Annotated in this window: 9 protein-coding genes; 8 read left to right on the top strand and 1 reads right to left on the bottom strand. The window is 70.2% G+C overall.

The genetic code is table 11. The features are described 5' to 3' along the window. Position 1: 1 nt before the first annotated feature. From ACJ8AN_RS23205 to ACJ8AN_RS23195, 3 genes are read left to right on the top strand one after another with little or no spacing between them, the layout of a single operon-like run. On the top strand, positions 2–946 hold the full coding sequence (locus ACJ8AN_RS23205; protein WP_407757625.1) for a hypothetical protein: 945 nt from the start codon (positions 2–4) through the stop codon (positions 944–946). Then, complete coding sequence (locus ACJ8AN_RS23200; RefSeq protein WP_407757624.1) at positions 943–6327, top strand: SDR family NAD(P)-dependent oxidoreductase; 5385 nt, start codon at positions 943–945, stop codon at positions 6325–6327. The genes ACJ8AN_RS23205 and ACJ8AN_RS23200 overlap by 4 nt, the downstream gene beginning before the upstream one ends. After that, complete coding sequence (locus ACJ8AN_RS23195; RefSeq protein ID WP_407757623.1) at positions 6320–7021, top strand: 4'-phosphopantetheinyl transferase family protein; 702 nt, start codon at positions 6320–6322, stop codon at positions 7019–7021. Before ACJ8AN_RS23200 ends, ACJ8AN_RS23195 begins: the two co-directional genes overlap by 8 nt. Before the next feature lie 150 nt (positions 7022–7171). On the opposite strand, the gene ACJ8AN_RS23190 is transcribed toward ACJ8AN_RS23195, so the two are convergent. Then, on the bottom strand, positions 7172–8980 hold the full coding sequence (locus tag ACJ8AN_RS23190) for a methyl-accepting chemotaxis protein (RefSeq protein ID WP_407757622.1): 1809 nt from the start codon (positions 8978–8980) through the stop codon (positions 7172–7174). A 182-nt stretch (positions 8981–9162) separates the two neighbouring features. Between ACJ8AN_RS23190 and ACJ8AN_RS23185 the strand changes: the two genes are divergently transcribed. From ACJ8AN_RS23185 to ACJ8AN_RS23165, 5 genes are all read left to right on the top strand, one after another. Then, positions 9163–10614 (top strand): NAD(P)/FAD-dependent oxidoreductase, encoded by a 1452-nt coding sequence (locus ACJ8AN_RS23185; RefSeq protein ID WP_407757621.1) that lies wholly within the window; start codon positions 9163–9165, stop codon positions 10612–10614. A gap of 117 nt (positions 10615–10731) precedes the next feature. Then, complete coding sequence (locus ACJ8AN_RS23180; protein WP_407757620.1) at positions 10732–12849, top strand: OPT family oligopeptide transporter; 2118 nt, start codon at positions 10732–10734, stop codon at positions 12847–12849. 145 nt (positions 12850–12994) lie between these two features. Continuing rightward, the gene (locus ACJ8AN_RS23175) at positions 12995–14356 is read left to right on the top strand and encodes a hypothetical protein (protein ID WP_407757619.1); all 1362 of its coding nucleotides are present in this window, start codon (positions 12995–12997) and stop codon (positions 14354–14356) included. A 169-nt stretch (positions 14357–14525) separates the two neighbouring features. After that, entirely contained in the window at positions 14526–15683 is a 1158-nt protein-coding gene (locus tag ACJ8AN_RS23170; protein WP_407757618.1) for a hypothetical protein, read from the top strand. Positions 15684–15929: 246 nt separating this feature from the next. Further along, complete coding sequence (locus ACJ8AN_RS23165) at positions 15930–16361, top strand: citrate lyase holo-[acyl-carrier protein] synthase (RefSeq protein ID WP_407757617.1); 432 nt, start codon at positions 15930–15932, stop codon at positions 16359–16361.

The raw sequence follows: 16361 nt of genomic DNA, 5'->3' as shown, positions 1-16361 counted from the left end.
CGTGCAGCCCGACACCTCGCAATACCCCCTGCTGGAGGACGTGGCCGAGGTCTTCCGCGGGGAGAGCGCCGTCGCCAAGCGCGACGTGCACCTCCCCACGGAGCTCGACACCGAGACCCGGCCGCTGTCCGCGTCGCTGGAGCTGGAGTTCCTGGCCGAGGTGGGCGCGCTGGTGTACCCGGACCGGGTGCTGGTGGGGATGCGGGATGTGCGCTGGTTCCTGCGGGCCTCGGAGCCCTCGGCCACCGCGAGGTTGGTGGGGCGCGCCCGCCGCGAGGGCGACGGCGCGGTGTCCGTCTTCCTGTCGGTGGAGGCCACCTCCAGCACGGGGCTCGAGGAGGGCACCGAGGAGCCCATTCCCGTCTGCCGCGCCGTGCTCCAGTTCGGCCAGATGTACGGGCCCGCGCCCTGGACGCAGCCGCAGCAGTTGCTGGCGCCCAAAGCGGAGAACCCGCAGAACGGCCGGCTGCTCTACACCTCCGTGGGAGGCCAGGGCGACCGCGTCCCCGAGTCGCTCCAGGTCGTCTCCTGGGCCCGGCTGTGCGAGCTGGGCCGCATCCAGGGCGGGCTCCTCCACCCCCGCGCGCTCTCCAAGGTGCTGCCCGCCAGCCGCATCCAGGTGGCTCCCGCCGCGCTCGAGGGCGCGCTGCATCTGGTGAAGTGGCTCTGGTACGCCTTCTCCGGCGAGGGCTCGCGCGAGATGGCCATCTCCGAGGTCACCTGGTTCCGCATGCCCCGGCGCGACGAGCGCCTCATCTGTGATGCCCGCCTGTGCGGCGCCAGCGGCGGGCTGGCCTCCTTCGACGCCCAGCTCCTCGGCCAGGACGGCATTCCCGTCCTCGAATTGCGCGGCATCGGCATGGCCTCCCTGCCCTCCGAGGAGCTCGTCCCCTCCCTGCCCCGTCTGGCCTGGCAATCGTTCGTCAAGAGTCTCTCACCACGATGACCTCTTCCACGCACATCCCCCTCGCCATCATCGGGCTCGGGTGCCGCCTGCCCGGAGCCGACTCGCCGTCGCGCTTCATGAACCAGTCCCTGGAGGGGGTGCGTGCCCTGACGCGGGCCCCCGAGGACTGGCGGGCCGGGCTCAACGTGAGCCACCCGCTCCTGGGCGGCTTCGTCCCCGAGGAGGGCAAGGACTGGAAGCAGTTCCGCCTGCCGCCCGCGCACGTGGAGAAGATGCACCGCATGGAGCGGGTGCTCCACCTCACGCTGCTGCAGGCGGCGCTGGATGCCGGCTATGGCCCCGAGAAGAGCCCGGGCGGCCGGTGCGCCATCTACCTGGGTGCCACCGGCCTGGGCGTGGACGTGAAGGTCGACCACACCCTGCGCGTGCGCACGCCGGAGTTCCGCGAGCACCTGGCGGCCATCCTCGAGGGACACGCCGACGGTCCCCGGCTGCTGGAGTCGGTGGACCAGCTCGTCAACGAGCTGGCCCCGCCCATCATCACCGAGTCGGTGCCCATGACGGCCACCATGGTGGCCAACCGCCTCTCGAGCCTGCTGGACACGCGCGGCGGGCACCTGGCGGTGGACGCGGGCACGGCCTCGTCGATGGCGGCGCTCCGGCTGGCCTCGCTCTCGCTGCAGCTGGGCAACTGTGACGTGGCGGTGGTGGGCGCGCTGGCGCCCCTGGTGAGCTCCTCCTCCTTCGGACTGCTGGCGGCGCGCGGCTGGCTGGCCGCGGAGGAGCTGCTCTCGTTGGATGGACGCTCCTCGGGCACGCTGCCCGGCGAGGGCGCCGTGGCGCTCGTGCTGTGCCGGCTGGATGACGCGCTCGCGGACAAGCAGCGCATCTACGCCGTGCTCCACGGCGTCTCCGCGGAGGTGAACCTCAAGCAGGGCATCTCGCGGCTGTCGCGCATGGTGGACAGGGCCGCGCGCACCTGTCTGGACATGGCCGGCGTGGAGGCCGAGCAGGTGCGGCACGTGGAGCTGCAGGCCTGCGGCGTCCCGAGCCTGGAGGACCAGGAAATCATCGGCCTGAAGGCCGCGTTCGCCGCCTCGCGCGCCGAGCCCCTCACCTTCTCCACCGCGACGCCCCAGGTGGGCTTCCAGCAGGCGGCCAGCGGGCTGGTGTCGCTGATGCGCGCGGCGCTGTCGCTGCATGGCGGCGTGCGCGCGCCCGTCGCCGGCCTCACCTCGCCGCGGCACGGGGCCGTGGGGGTGATGGAGTGCCTCACCCGCCCGGAGAAGCTGCCGCCGCGCAGCTACGTGGGCGTCAGCTCGCTGGGCTGGAACAACATCGCCTACCACGCGCTGCTCGGCCCGGCGCCCGCTCGCGAGGCCTGGGCGGACATCCGCCCGGTGCGCCCGCCCACCCAGAAGTTCGCCATCATCGGCATGGGCGCCATCGCCCCGGAAGCGCCGGACGCACAGGCGCTCTGGACGAACATCACCTCCAAAGCGGACGCCATCGGCGACCTGCCGCCCTCGCGCTTCGACGTCAACCGCACCATGGGCGCGTTGATGGCCAAGAACGAGGTGGTGCCCCGGCTGGCCGGCACGGTGAAACTGCCGACGCCGGACGCGCGCTGGCTCAAGCTGCCGCCCGCCCAGGCCATGGCGCTCGACTCGTCCGTGCCCCTCTTCGTCAAGGCGGCCGAGGAGGCGCTCGGGCATGCGGGCTACGAGCCCGGCATGTGGAACGGGCGGCGCGTGCAGGTGGTGGTGGGCCAACTGCCCGTGCGCGCCAAGGAGTTCGAGACCGAGCTGCGCTTCGTCTGCGAGCGCTACCTGAAGCTGGCGTCGCAGGCGATGCAGGCGAAGGGACTGACGGCCGCGCAGGTGGAGCCGCTGCTCGACGCGGTCCGCCAGCGCATCCTCGTCACCGTGCCCCCGCTGGACGAGAACTCCTTCCAGTACTACTCCGGCCTGTCGTGCGCGTCGCGGCTGGCCGCCCTGCATGACTTCACCGGCGGCGTGATGGCCATCGACGCGGCCTGCGCCAGCTCCCTGGCGGCGGTGCACGCCGGCATGCTCGCGCTGGCCAACCGCGACGCCGACGTGGTGGTGGCCGGAGGCGTGGCCTTCAACCTCGTGCCCGAGTACGCCGCCGCCCTGGCCGTGCTCGGCATCCTCTCCCCGCGAGGGACCTTCCCCTTCGATGACCGTGCGGACGGCTTCGTCCCCGCCGAGGGCGCGGGCGCCGTCGTCATCAAGCGGCTGGAGGACGCGGAGGCGCAGAAGGATCGCATCATCGCCGTCATCTCCGGCATCGGCTTCTCCAGCGACGGGCGGGGCACCTCGATGTTCGCCCCCAACCCCAAGGGCCAGGCCCGCGCGGTGGAGCGCGCGCTGGAGGACGCGAAGATCAGCGCGGGCCAACTGGGCCTGCTCGAGGCGCACGGCACGGGCACGCGCCTGGGCGACAAGGTGGAGGCGGATGCCTACGGCGAGGCCTTCCAATCGCGCGGCCGCGACAACCCGGTGCCCATGGGCACGCTCAAGTCGCAGATCGGCCACACCTCGGCGGCCTCGGGCGCGCTGGGCCTCATCAAGACGGCCTTCGCGGTGAGCGAGGCCATCCTGCCGCCCATGAATGGCGGTGAGTTCCCCAAGGCGGAGATTCCCTTCGACCGGCTGCCCATCGCCCTGTCGATGGAGAGCCGCCCGTGGCCCGCGCCCCGCGAGGGACGGCGCTGCGCCGGGGTGAGCTCGTTCGGCATCGGCGGCACCAACTACCACCTCATCCTGGAGGAGCACGACAACGCCCACCGCAAGCAGCAGCAGCAGGGAGATCCGCTGAGCTCCACCTCCAGCTACCCCATCCCCAGCCGCGGGCTCACCGCACAGCGCTGGCGCGTGGACCTGGTGCCGCTGTCGCTGTCCTCGGAGAAGCGCTACCCGCTGCCGGGCAAGAAGCTGCTGCTGGTGGGAGACGAGCCGGGCCTGGTGGCCGCCTTCAGCCGCCTGCTGGTGGGCAAGGGCGTACGCATCGCCACGGTGCCGGTGGCGGGCCTCACCGACGCCCTGGAGGTGGAGAAGCGGGTGCGCCGCGCCAGCGAGGAGCTGGGAGGCGCGGATGGCGTCATCGACCTGGGTGCCTTCGGCCCGGTCGAGTATTTCCTCACCCTGGGCAGTGCCCGCTTCGCGCGCCGCATGGCGGAGACCACCGCGCGCTGGCATGGCACCGGGCGCGCCATGTACGAGCGCATGCGGGACGCCCGGGGGCGCTCGGCCTGCTACGTGGCCGTCACCTCCATGGGCGGCGACTTCGGCTTCGTGGGCGATGGCGGCAACGTCATGGGCGGCTCCATCACCGGCTTCCTCAAGAGCCTGAAGCAGGAGCTGCCGGGCGTCGTGGTCAAGACGATCGACTTCGAGCCGCGCGCCTCGCACTGGGTGGTGGCGGAGACAGTGGCCCGGGAAATCGAGGAGGGCAGCGACCGGACGGAGATTGGCTACATGGCCAACCGCCGCTTCGTGGTGGGCCTGCGCCGGGCGGACTTCCCCAAGGAGGGCAGCCAGGTGCTGCGCCGGGTGGACCCGAGCTGGGTGCTGCTCTTCTCCGGCGGCGGGCGCGGCGCCGTCTTCGAGGTGGCCAAGACCGTGGCGCGGCTGGGCCCCAAGGTCATCGTCACCGGGCGCACCCCCGCGCCCACCGGCGACGAGTCCTACCTCGCGTTGGATGACGAGGACTTCAGGGCCTTCGAGAAGGAGGAGATGGTCCGCCGCAAGAAGGCGGACCCGACCCTCACGCCGGTGAGGTTCAAGGAGGCCTTCGAGCCCTACGAGCGCACGCGCGAGCTGTGGCGCAACCTCCAGGAGGTCTACGCCCAGGGCCTGTCCATCGAGTACGAGACGTGCGACTTCCGCAACGCCGCGGACGTGCGCTCCATGGTGGACCGGGTGCGCGAGTACCACGGCCACATCGACGGCATCGTCCACGGGGCGATGATCGAGGCCTCCAAGAGCCTGCCGGACAAGACGCCGGGCATCGTCGCCGCCACCATGGAAGTGAAGGTGCTCGGGCTGATGAACCTGCTGGAGGCCACGCGGCGCGATGATCTCAAGCTGATGATGTGCTTCGGCTCGGGCGCGGGCCGCTTCGGCAACAAGGGCCAGACGGACTACAGCGCCGCCAATGACCTGATGAGCAAGTGCGCCATGGCGTACGCGCACCGGGCGCGGCCCCACATGCGCTGCGTCACCATCGACTGGACGGCCTGGGACAGCGTGGGGGCCGCGGCGCGCAACAAGGAAGTGGTCCAGAACACCGGCGTCTCGTACATCACCCCGGCCGAGGGCGCGTACTGGTTCATCAACGAGCTGCTGCTCGGCCGCACCGAGCGCGAGGTGGCCATCTTCGAGGAGCGGCTCTTCCGCGAGTGGCCCTTCCTGGGTGCCTCCGCCGACGGCCCGGATGCCCGCACCGTCTACGATGACCGCGGCTTCATGCTCGTGCCCTCGGACTACCCGATGGTGGACTGCGTGGAGCGGCACGACGAGGAGGGCCTGGTCGCCACGCGCACCTTCGACGTGAAGACGGACCCGTTCGTGCTCCAGCACAAGCTGGACTCGGTGCCCATCATGCCGGGCACCTTTGGCTTCGAGATGCTGGGCGAGGCCGCGGCCATCTTCCGTCCGGACCTCGCCGTGCTGCGCGCGGAGAACCTGCGGATCGAAACCCCGCTCAAGTTCTTCGAGGCCCCCAAGGGCGCCAAGGACAAGCCCGTCCACGTCACCCTCACCGCCAAGGTCGTCAAACAGGAGGGCGACGAGGTCACGCTCCACATCGAGTCCAGCAGCGACCTGGTGCTCGGGGGCCGCACCGACCAGACGCAGCGGCGCATCCACCAGCACGGCTACTACGTGCTCGGGCCGGCGCCTGTCGTGGAGCCGGGGACGGGCAAGCTGCCGGATGCCCTGCCGGGCTCGCGCGCGCGCTCCTTCTTCCACCTGGCCAAGGAGCCGCTGTACCTCGGCCCGCTCTTCTGCCGCGCCGAATGGGTCTACGTGGGCGAGACCGAGGTGGAGGGCATCATCCGCGCCCCGCGCCAGCGTGAAATCTTCACCCACGTGGCGCGGCCGCACTTCCAGTTGGATCCGCTCCTGCTCGACGCGGCCTTCCAGGTGGCGGCCAACTGGGACGGCCACCACAACAACCTGGTGTCGGTGCCCATGGGCGTGGAGCAGCTCATCCGCGGGCGGCAGCGGCGCCTGGGCGAGTCGGGACACGTGAAGGCGAGGATGACGAAGGTGGAGGGCGACGACGTCCTCTACGACTTCGAGGTCCGCGGCGAGGACGGAGCGCTGCTGCTGGGAGGCACGGGGCTGTGGTTCCGGAGGTTGCGCCGGGGTGAGCGCCGAAGCGTGGATGTCTGAGCGGCTGCACCTGCCCGGCGGGCGCGAGGTGGTGCTCGGCTGGGCCGAGGTGCGGCCGGAGCCGGTGGAGGACTCCTCCTTCTCGGCGCTGGAGAGAGAGGGGCTCGCCCGGTGCCGCACGGACAAGCGGCGGCGGGAGTTCGTGGCGGGCCGGCTCGCCGCGCACCGGGCCCTGGCGCTGCTGGAGCCGGGGCTGCGCGCGGAGGTGACGGCGCGCCAGGACGGGCCGGACGCCGGGCGTCCCCTCTTCTGCCCCGAGCGGGGGCTCGCGCTCTCCATCTCGCACTCCGCGGGGCTGGCGGTGGCGGGCGTGGCGCGCGGCGGGGCGCTGGGCGTGGACCTGGAGCAGCGGGTGGAGGCCAGCGCGGCCTTCCTGGAAGAGGCCTTCGCTCCGGGCGAGCACGAGGGCTACCTCGCCGTGTGCGAGGGGCGGATGGACGCGGTCACCGCCGCCTGGACCCTGAAGGAAGCGGTGCTCAAGGTGTGGGGCGTGGGGCTGCGCGCGCCCCTGCAGAAGGTGGCGGTGCGGCCGGTGCTGCTCCACGCGGACGGGGGACGGCTGTCGCTGCGGGTGACGCTGGAAACGGCGGAGGGGCTCCCCCCGGGACTGGGAGAGCCCCCCTCGATGCTGGCCGCGCTCCTGGTGGCGGGGCCCGGGCGGGTGCTGGCGATCGCGGGTCAGGCGCCGCCCTAAGCCAAGTGGGGAAAGTCCTGGCAGGGTGCTCTCGGCGCAAAGAACGAGGCACCTTCCGGTCGCGTTTCGTCCCGACTGGTACGACCATCGGACCAGTTGCGGGAAAACGCGCCCGGAGCCTCCCCCCTGACAGGACTTACCCCATCTGGCTTAGGTGCCGCTCTTCTTCTCCTGCTGCGTCTGCCAGTCGTACTCGCTCACGAAGACGCTCACGCGCTCGGCCACCGCGCGCATCTGCTCGGCGGCCTCGTCGTTGGTGTGCAGGCTGGCCATCGTCTGGTCCATGTTCTTCGTCAGGTCGTTCACCGCCCCGAAGATCTGCCCGATGCCCTGGTTCTGCTGGGTGACGGCGGCGGAGATCTGCCGCACCGCGTTCACGTTGTCGCGCACGATGCTGGAGAGCTGCTTGATGGTGTCTCCGAAGGACTGTAGCTCCTGCACGCTGCCCTGCACCTTCGCGGTGCCGCTCTCGCTCATCTCGGCCGTGTTGCGGATGGCCTCGCTCAGCTCCTGGAGGATGTTCTGCACGTTGAAGGTGGCCTTGATGGACTGGTCCGCCAGGCTGCGGATTTCGCGGGCCACCACGCCGAAGCCCTTGCCATGCTCGCCCGAGCGCACCGCCTCGATGGCGGCGTTGAGCGCCAGCATGGTGGAGCGGTCCGCCAGGCCCTTCACCGTGGTGGTGATGTGGGCGATCTGCTTCGCGCGCTCGTCCAGGGCGCGGATGCTCTCCGCCATGTCGCGCACCTGCCGCTGGATGCCGTGCATGCCCTGCACGCTCTTCTCGAGCGCGACCTCACCGGCGCGGCCAATCTGATCGGCGCGCTCGGCCTGCTGCAGCACGTCCTCCGCCTTCTGGGCGGCCACCATGGAGGTCTGCTTGATTTCCTGGGCGGTGACCTGCGTCTCCTGGAGCGCCGCGGCCTGGACGGAGAGCGACTCCGTCTGCTGCCGGTGGGAGCTGCCGAGCCGCTCGGCGGACTGGCCCAGCATCTGCGCCGAGTCCCCCAGCGAGGAGGAGAACGTGCGCAGCCGCTCGAAGGCCGCCGCGGTGGAGAAGGACAGGTCCCCCACCTCGTCCGTGGCCACCCAGGCCGGCAGGGAGGGCTTGCCCGAGGCGATGGACTCGATGGACTTCTGCACGGCGCCCGCGCCCTGGCTCTGGTGCCGGGCGATCTCCCAGGCGCACCAGGCGGCCGCGAGGATCATGAAGCCACCGATGCAGACCACCGGCAGCACGATGGTGCCCAGGATGCTGGAGACCTCCGTGCGCAGCTGCTCCAGCACCGGGGCGGGGATCAGCGCCGCCACCCGCTCGAACAGGCCGCCGAAGCCCGTCTGCGTCTTCTTGAACACGATGGTGCCCGTCACCGTCAGCGTGGCGAGCACGACGAGGGCGAAGCAGTAGGGCAGGTACCAGCGCTGCTTGGGCCAGGTGTACCCGCTGTCCTCGACCCGCAGCTGCGGGTACTTGTGGAACTCCTCGAGCGCGTAGGGGCGCAGCATCCGCTCCAGCCGCAGCACCAGCCGGATGCCCACCACCGCCGCCAGCAGGCAGAACGAGGCCACCGTCAGCGGGATGTTCCAGGGATTCAGGCCGTAGACCACCGTGGGCCAGCCGGCCCACAAGGTGCACGACACGAAGTAGCCCAGCTCGAAGAAGGCCTCGAGCCGCCGCGGGGCCTTGAGGATGCGCTTGAGCTTGTCCCCGGGAACGTCCTCCGGCCGGTCCCTGAGGGCGTCCTCGAGCACGAAGCGGATCGCCGTCAGCGGCAGGATGACCCCGAACACCGGGACCAGCGTCATGAAGTCGATCAGCGTGGTGCGCCAGGCGAGCTCCGGGGGCAGACCCATGATCAACGTGATCATGTAGGCCACGGGACCCAGAGCGGTGAGCATCGCCACCTGCTGCTCGAGGAAACTCTTGAGGACGAGCCGGTTCACTTCGCCATTTCTCATGAGTGGGTGCCATCCTAGCGGCGGTCGTCTGTCTCATGGTTCGCGGCCCGCGACGCGCACCCACACCCGCGGCGTGAGGGCGCCCCGTCCGCCGTGCCTCGGGACATATCCGTTGCCCCGAGGCTCACATATCCTCCGGGGCCCCGGGGAAGAGCGACTCGGCCCAACACCAGGAGGTTGTCGTGCAGCCCACAGAGCGCGGACTCGGACACGCCATTGTCATTGGAAGCAGCATCGCGGGACTGTTGAGCGCTCGGGTGCTCGCGCCCCACTTCGACAAGGTGCTCGTCCTCGAGCGGGAGCAGCTCCCCGAGGGCCCGGAGGCGCGCAAGAGCGTGCCCCAGGGGCAGCACGTCCACGCGCTGCTCGAGGCCGGGATGCGGACGCTGGAAGGCCTGTTCCCCGGGCTGGTGCAGGAGCTGGTGGCCGGGGGAGCGGACCTCGTCGACCTGGCGCGCGACGCGGCCTGGCTCCAGTCCGGGAGCTGGAAGGTGCGCTACGAGAGCGGCCTCCAATCCATCCTCGCCTCCCGCCCCTTCCTGGAGTGGAAGGTGCGCAACCGGGTGGCAACCCTGCCCAACGTGGAGGTGCGGCAGGGCTACGGCGTGGTGGAGCTCGTGACGGACGCCTCGCGCCAGCGCGTCACCGGGGTGAAGGTGCAGGGCCCGGACGGCGAGCAGGTGCTGGAAGGCGCCCTGGTGGTGGACGCCAGCGGAAGGGGCTCGCGGGCGCCGCAGTGGCTGGAGGTGCTGGGCTACGGCCGTCCGGAAGAGGAGCAGATGGGCATCGACCTGGGCTACACCAGCCGCTTCTACGAGCGCCCCGCCGGCTTCGATGACTGGAAGATATTGGTCCTCAACGGCCGCGCGCCCGAGGCGAAGCGCTCCGGCTTCATCTCCAACGTGGAGGGCGGACGGTGGATCGTCAGCCTCAACGGGTACTTCGGCGACCACCCGCCCACGGACGAGGCGGGTTTCCTGGAGTTCGCGCGCGGGCTGCCCAGGCCAGACATCTACGAGTACATCCGGAACGCGAAGCCGCTGACGCAGCCCGTCACGCACAAGATTCCGTCGAGCCGGTGGCTGCACTACGAGAAGCTGGCGCGAATGCCCGAGGGCTTCGTGCTGCTGGGGGACTCGGTGTGCGCCCTCAATCCGGTGTTCGGCCAGGGCCTGACCGTGGTGAGCCTGGCGGCGAAGCTGCTCGGGGAGGCGGTGGCCCGGGCGCGCACCTCGCCGGGCGGGCTGCACCGGGGCCTGGCGCACGGCTACCAGAAGGAGCTGAGCAAGCTGGTGGGGCTGTGCTGGAGCCTGACGACGACCATGGACCTGGCGCACCCGGAGACGCGGGGCAAGCGGCCGCCCGGGTTGAAGGCCGTGCTGTGGACCCTGCAGAACATGGTGGACCTGACCTCACTGGACGCGAGGTCCTGCCATGCCTTCTACGAGGTGCTGCACATGCGCAAGGGGGCCGAGGGGCTGCTGCAACCGGCCTTCGCCGCGTCGCTGCTGCGCTACAGCCTCAAGAGCCTCTTCGTCCCGCGCGAGCAGCGGGCGAACCTGACCACCCTGCCGCGGGCGCCGGGCCAGGGGCGCTCCCCAGGGGGGGCCGGGCCGGTGGTGGACGCCGCATAGCGTCACGCCCGCCTGCCCGCTCACCGGCTCCCGGGGAGCCCATTTGGCGGAGCGCGGAGGGAGTTGTACAACTCCCCCCGACACGGCCGTCCCCCAAATTCCGGGAGCCCCCACACAATGCCCGAAGCAGCCAAGACCGAGGCGGCTCGGAACGATTCCGTTCCGACCGGCACCGCCCCGAGCGAAGTCTCCAAGCCAGCCACCGCCGAGTTCCAGCCGTATATCCCCGCCGAGCGCACGGACGTGGCCGAGTTCACGCCCAAGGCCATCAGCATCGGGGTGCTCTTCGGCATCATCTTCGGCGCCGCGACGGTGTACCTGGCCCTGAAGGCGGGCCTGACCGTTTCGGCCTCCATCCCCATCGCGGTGCTCGCCATCTCGCTGCTCAAGAAGCTGGGTGGCTCGACGATTCTCGAGAACAACGTGGTGCAGACCATCGGCTCGGCGGGCGAGTCGATCGCCGCGGGCGTGGTGTTCACCCTGCCGGGCTTCCTCTTCCTGAGCACCGACAGCAAGGGCTCGAGCTTCTTCGAGTACTGGACCATCTTCACGCTGGCGCTGCTGGGCGGCGTGCTGGGCACGCTGATGATGGTGCCGCTGCGCCGCTCGCTCATCGTGAAGGAGCACGGCAACCTGCCCTACCCCGAGGGCGCGGCGTGCGCCTCGGTGCTCATCGCCGGTGAGAAGGGCGGAGACCTGGCGAAGATCGCCTTCCAGGGCGTGGGCTTCGCCTTCGTGTACGCGCTGCTGCAGAAGATTGTCCGGCTCATCGCCGAGACGCCGGCGCTGGTGACGAAGCAGGCCAACAAGTTCTTCCCGTCGGCCACGCTCAACGGCGACATCACCCCCGAGTACCTGGGCGTGGGCTACATCGTGGGCCCGCGGATTGCCGGCGTGCTGGTGGCCGGTGGCGTGCTGGCATGGCTGGGGCTCATCCCGCTGCTGGCCTCGCTGGTGCCGGCGGACACCATCGCCTCGCAGCTGGTGAAGCTGGGCTACCTGGAGAGCCTGACGAAGGCCGGTGGCCCGGGCGGGTGGGATCCGGTGGCGCACACCTTCCGGGACACGGCGACGGCCATCTACCGCGCGTACGTGCGGCAGATTGGCGCGGGCGCGGTGGCGGCGGGCGGCTTCATCACGCTGCTCAAGACGCTGCCCACCATCGTGTCGGCGTTCCAGGAGAGCCTGGCGTCCTTCCGCGAGGGCGTGGGCGCGGCGGCGCAGAAGCGCACCGAGCGCGACCTGCCCATCACCTTCGTGCTGTTTGGCAGCGTGGGTCTCATCCTGGTGATGGCGGCCCTGCCCTTCCTGCCGGGCAGCGTGCTCGGCCGGCTGATGCTGGGCGTGCTCATCGTGGTGTTCGGGTTCTTCTTCGTGACGGTGGCCTCGCGCATCGTGGGCATCATCGGCTCGTCGTCCAACCCCATCTCGGGCATGACGATCGCCACGCTGATGGCCACCTGCCTCATCTTCATCGGCATTGGCTGGACGGGTGACATGTACCAGCCGATGGCGCTGTGCGTGGGCGGCATGGTGTGCATCGCCGCGGCGAACGCGGGCGCCACGTCGCAGGACCTGAAGACGGGCTACCTGGTGGGCGCCACCCCGCGCGCGCAGCAGATTGGCCTGATGATTGGCGCGGTGGCGGCGGCGATCGTCATCGGCCTGACCATGAAGCTGCTGGACACGCCGACGGCGGAGCTGCAGGCGCAGGGCGTGCAGCACATGATCGGCACGGACAAGTTCCCCGCGCCGCAGGGCACGCTGATGGCCACGCTCATCAAGGGCCTGCTGTCGGGCAACCTGGACTGGCAGTTCGTGCTGGTGGGCGCCTTCCTGGCGGTGACGATGGAGCTGTGCGGCATCAAGTCGCTGTCCTTCGCGGTGGGCGCCTACCTGCCGCTGTCCACCACCGCCCCCATCTTCGTGGGCGGCGCCATCAAGGGCCTGACGGAGTACATGGCGAAGCGCAAGGGTGAGCACGTGGAGGACTCGGAGCTCGGGCCCGGAAACCTCTTCTCCACGGGCCTGGTGGCCGGCGGCGCGCTGGCGGGCGTCGTGGTGGCCATGCTGTCGGTGAACGAGGGCGTCAACGCGGCCATCTCCAAGTTGTCCGTGGAGCAGGCCCTGCATCACGCGGTGGGCGAGAACGGCTACCAGCTCATCGGCGTGCTGGCCTTCGCCTTCATGGGCTTCGTGCTGTACCGCATCTCGCGCAGGCCCACGCAGGCGTAGCAACCCGCGGGCGTCATCGCTCGCGAACGCAGTCCCAGGAGCGCCCGGCGTGGATCTTCCGCCGGGCGCTTCCTTTTTCCGGCACGCCCGAAGCTGGAGCCTGAAGCCATTGCCCGGCTCGCACGGGGAGAGGAGACTGAGGGCCATGGGTCATTGGTTCCGGGTGCTCACCCTGATGGCACTGAGCCTCGTGCTCGGCGGCAGCCGGTGCGGTGAGGACGAGGACGTTGCCCTCGAGTTGGTGCGCCGGGACGTGGCGCCGCCCTTCGACTACGCCCTGTACTGCGATGCCCGGGGGGGGCTGACGGGCAGGTATTCCGATCTGCTGCTGGTGCACCGCTCCGAGCACCTGGAGCGCGTGTACGCGGACGCACAGCGGGGAGACGCTCGGGCCCGCGTGCTCTTGGGCCAATTGGAGACCCAGGTCGAGGCCACTGGTCACGTGCTGGCGGACCAGGCCCTGGGCATGGTGTGCACCGCGCTCCCCGCGTGCACGGTGCGCTGGCAATTCCTCGACGAGCTGATGCCCTCGCGCGGGGCGGGGGGCCTGCGGCTGCGGCACGTGCTCGCGACGAGCTTCGAACGGAGCGCCCGGCTCAAGGGCGTGGAGAACGCCGTCATCACCGCTGTGCTCAGCGTGTTGATGGTGGGCGCGGTGGTGGAGACGGCGGAGATGCGCGCGGCCGCGGTGGAAGCTCGCACGTTGACCCTGGGGGCGGGGTTGACGGAAGGGCTGTCCTTGGAGGAAGCAGCGGCGCTGGAAACCCATCTGGCCGAGGCCGAGGCCCTGGAGACGGGGGCCCGCCACCCGGCACAGCTGGAGTCACTGGCCCGCTACCGGCCCTCGCTGCACGAGCCGCCTCCCGGTGTGGCCGCCGACAACAGCAGGTGGGTGGACTACGTGGCGTACTGGGAGCAACGCTACGAGGAGCTCACGGGCACCCGGCAGCGGCCTCCTGGCGCGCCCCCCGCGAAGCCGCCGCTGGCATGGGACAGCTACAGGACGTTCCTCGGCCGCTTCCAGCGGGCCATGGAGTTCCAACGCGAGGTCGCGCGGGTGCTTCGGGAGCAGGCGAAGCTGGCGGAGACCCAGAGGCATTGGCTGCGCGGCCTGGAGAATCCCATCGTGACGGAGAACGTGGGACTGGTGCACGAGGGCAGGGCCACGCTCACCTACGTGGACCAGCTCGTCGTGGACGAGGCCTCCCTACGCCCGGGCCGCACGCCCACCGTCCACTGCTTCAGCAACAAGCAGCGCAGCTTCCAGTCCATGAGCCTGCAGGAGCTCCGCAGCCAGCTCAGGGCCGATGCGCGAGAAGCATTGACGAAGTATGGAGGTACGGTGGAGATACGCAGGCCCGGCCACCCCCTCTTTGGCCGCAAGGTCGAAGTCTCCCGCGTCCACCTCGTCTATGACGAAAAGGAATTGACGGTTGATGCCAAGAAGCTCCTCGTCACTGAAGCAAAAGACCTCGGCATCGAATTACATTTCCATGTCCAGAGATGAGTGGAACGCGAAGGACAGTCTCACCCTACACCTCTACAGCTCTGTCAATCCGCTAACCCGAGGTCCTGAAGGGGTCGATGAAGTCCTGGGCGTCATCGAGGCCATGGACGGGGAGCTGCGACCGGACCGCGTGTACCTCTCACGCAGTCGGAAATACTCTCGCGAACTGGTGCACGAGCGGTTTCAAGAATTCAGGTATGGCATCAAGTACGGCATCAATCTTCATCGTTCCCTGCCGCCAGAGGTGGACTGGTGGCTCGGACTTTACGACCAGAGCGCCGAGGATACCTTTTCCACCCTCGAGCTGACGCTCAAGCCCTTCGCCGTCGTCCGTGAGGAGGGCAGGACCGAGGAGCGTGCCAAACAACTCCTCGCGTTGGTGCGCTCCTTCGCCCAACGTTTTCCCCTCTCCTACGGTCTGGCCCACAGCTCCCTCGACTTCCACCTGGGAAGCGATCCGCACACGACCGACTCCCGCGCGCCCAAGGGCGTCCATGAGGCCTACTGGCTCAACGTGTACGGCCCTCGCCTCGTGGAGCAGCTCGGCCGCCAGCGCGTGCTGTCCACGCCCTGCACCCACCTGGAGGAATTGCCCGGCGGCGCCATCCTGTGGCTCACCCGCCCCACCCCCTCCGACTTCGACTCCGAGGAGGCCCGCCTCGCCCAGGCCCGCGCCCTCGTGCACCTGCGCCCCGAGCTGAACCTGGAGGACACCCTCGCCGCCCTCCGTCAGCGCTCGCTCGTCTTCACCCCCCTCCCCCTCCAGTTCGACGAGGACGTGGCCGACATCCTGCGCTGGGAGGTGGAAGACAGGGGACTCGACCGCAAGCGCCAGTTGGTGGAGCGCTTCAACGCCTATCACCCTCCTCCCGTCTCCGAGTGGCTCCCCTCCTCCCGGGCCCCGGCTCCCGACGTCGAGGACGTGCGGCGCGCCATCGACACCTACGAGGGGCACTTCGCCGAGCAGCTCATCGCCTTGCTGAACAAGGACATCCCCGACCTCATGAGCGGCTCGCGGGAAGCACTCCCGCGCGTGGACCACCACCTGTGGCACCACGGCTGGGGCAAGCGGCTACCAGACGAGGAAAAGGAGCTGCTCATCCCCGCCCTGGGTGCCTGGCTGGGCATGTTCCTCGTGCACTCGCTGGGGGGCCGCTGGGTGCCTCGCCGCAAGTTGGACGAAGCCGCGGTGGTGGTGGGCGACAGGGCCTGGCTCCCCTTCCTCCGCGCCCGCCATGCCCTCCAGGGCCCCGAAGCCCCTCTCGACTTCTCTTGCAGCCAGCTCTTCCGGGTCGCCTCGCGCCTCGCCCAGAGCCCCTCCGCTTGAGGCGGGGCAGCGCGGTCCTCTCCGGGCATGCCTACACGGGTGCACTTCACGGTCGGTGTGCGCTGCCCGTCACTCTCCGGCATTCCGGGCGAGCCATTGCGGGCTGGAGAACGCTCGCCTGCCCGCCAGCATGAAGATGGAGCGAGCCGTTCTTATTTCCCGTCAGGCGCATCACGAAGCTGCGTCAGGCGTCTCCAAATAATGGATGGAGACCGGGTCCATTTCGGGCCCCTGGGGAGGAGCCACATGAGCACAGCCCTGGCGAAACGAGCGTCGGTGCGCGCCGAGGAGGCGCGTGTCCTCGAAGCGCGGGAGCACCGTAACAAGGTGCGTCAAGAGCTCGCTCGGAACACGTCCGGCCGCTCGCTGGTGGAGCTCTCCCTGGACGTAGCCCGGGGCGCCGCCTCCAACGAGGACGCCGGGCACCTCTTCCTGGCCGGGCTGCAGCAGGTGGAGACGGAGCTGGGCGTGGCGCCCTCCGAGATGCTCGAGGACGCGGCCGGCTTCTACGGCCTCTTCGTCACCGAGCTGCCCGCCCTGCTCGCGCGCCGCCGGGCCAGCCGCATCGAGGGCCAGGCGGCGTGGGACCGCCACCTCGTCCTCGAGTGCTACGGCCTCGCCGGCACCCTCGGCACCACGGGCAAGGTGCCCCGCGAGGCGGTGGGCGCCTCCCGGTAG

Source organism: Archangium sp. (assembly GCF_045802675.1).
Classification (GTDB): Bacteria; Myxococcota; Myxococcia; order Myxococcales; family Myxococcaceae; genus Archangium.
The sequence above is the reverse complement of the archived record's forward strand: the minus strand, read 5'-3'. Positions and strand labels throughout refer to the sequence as shown.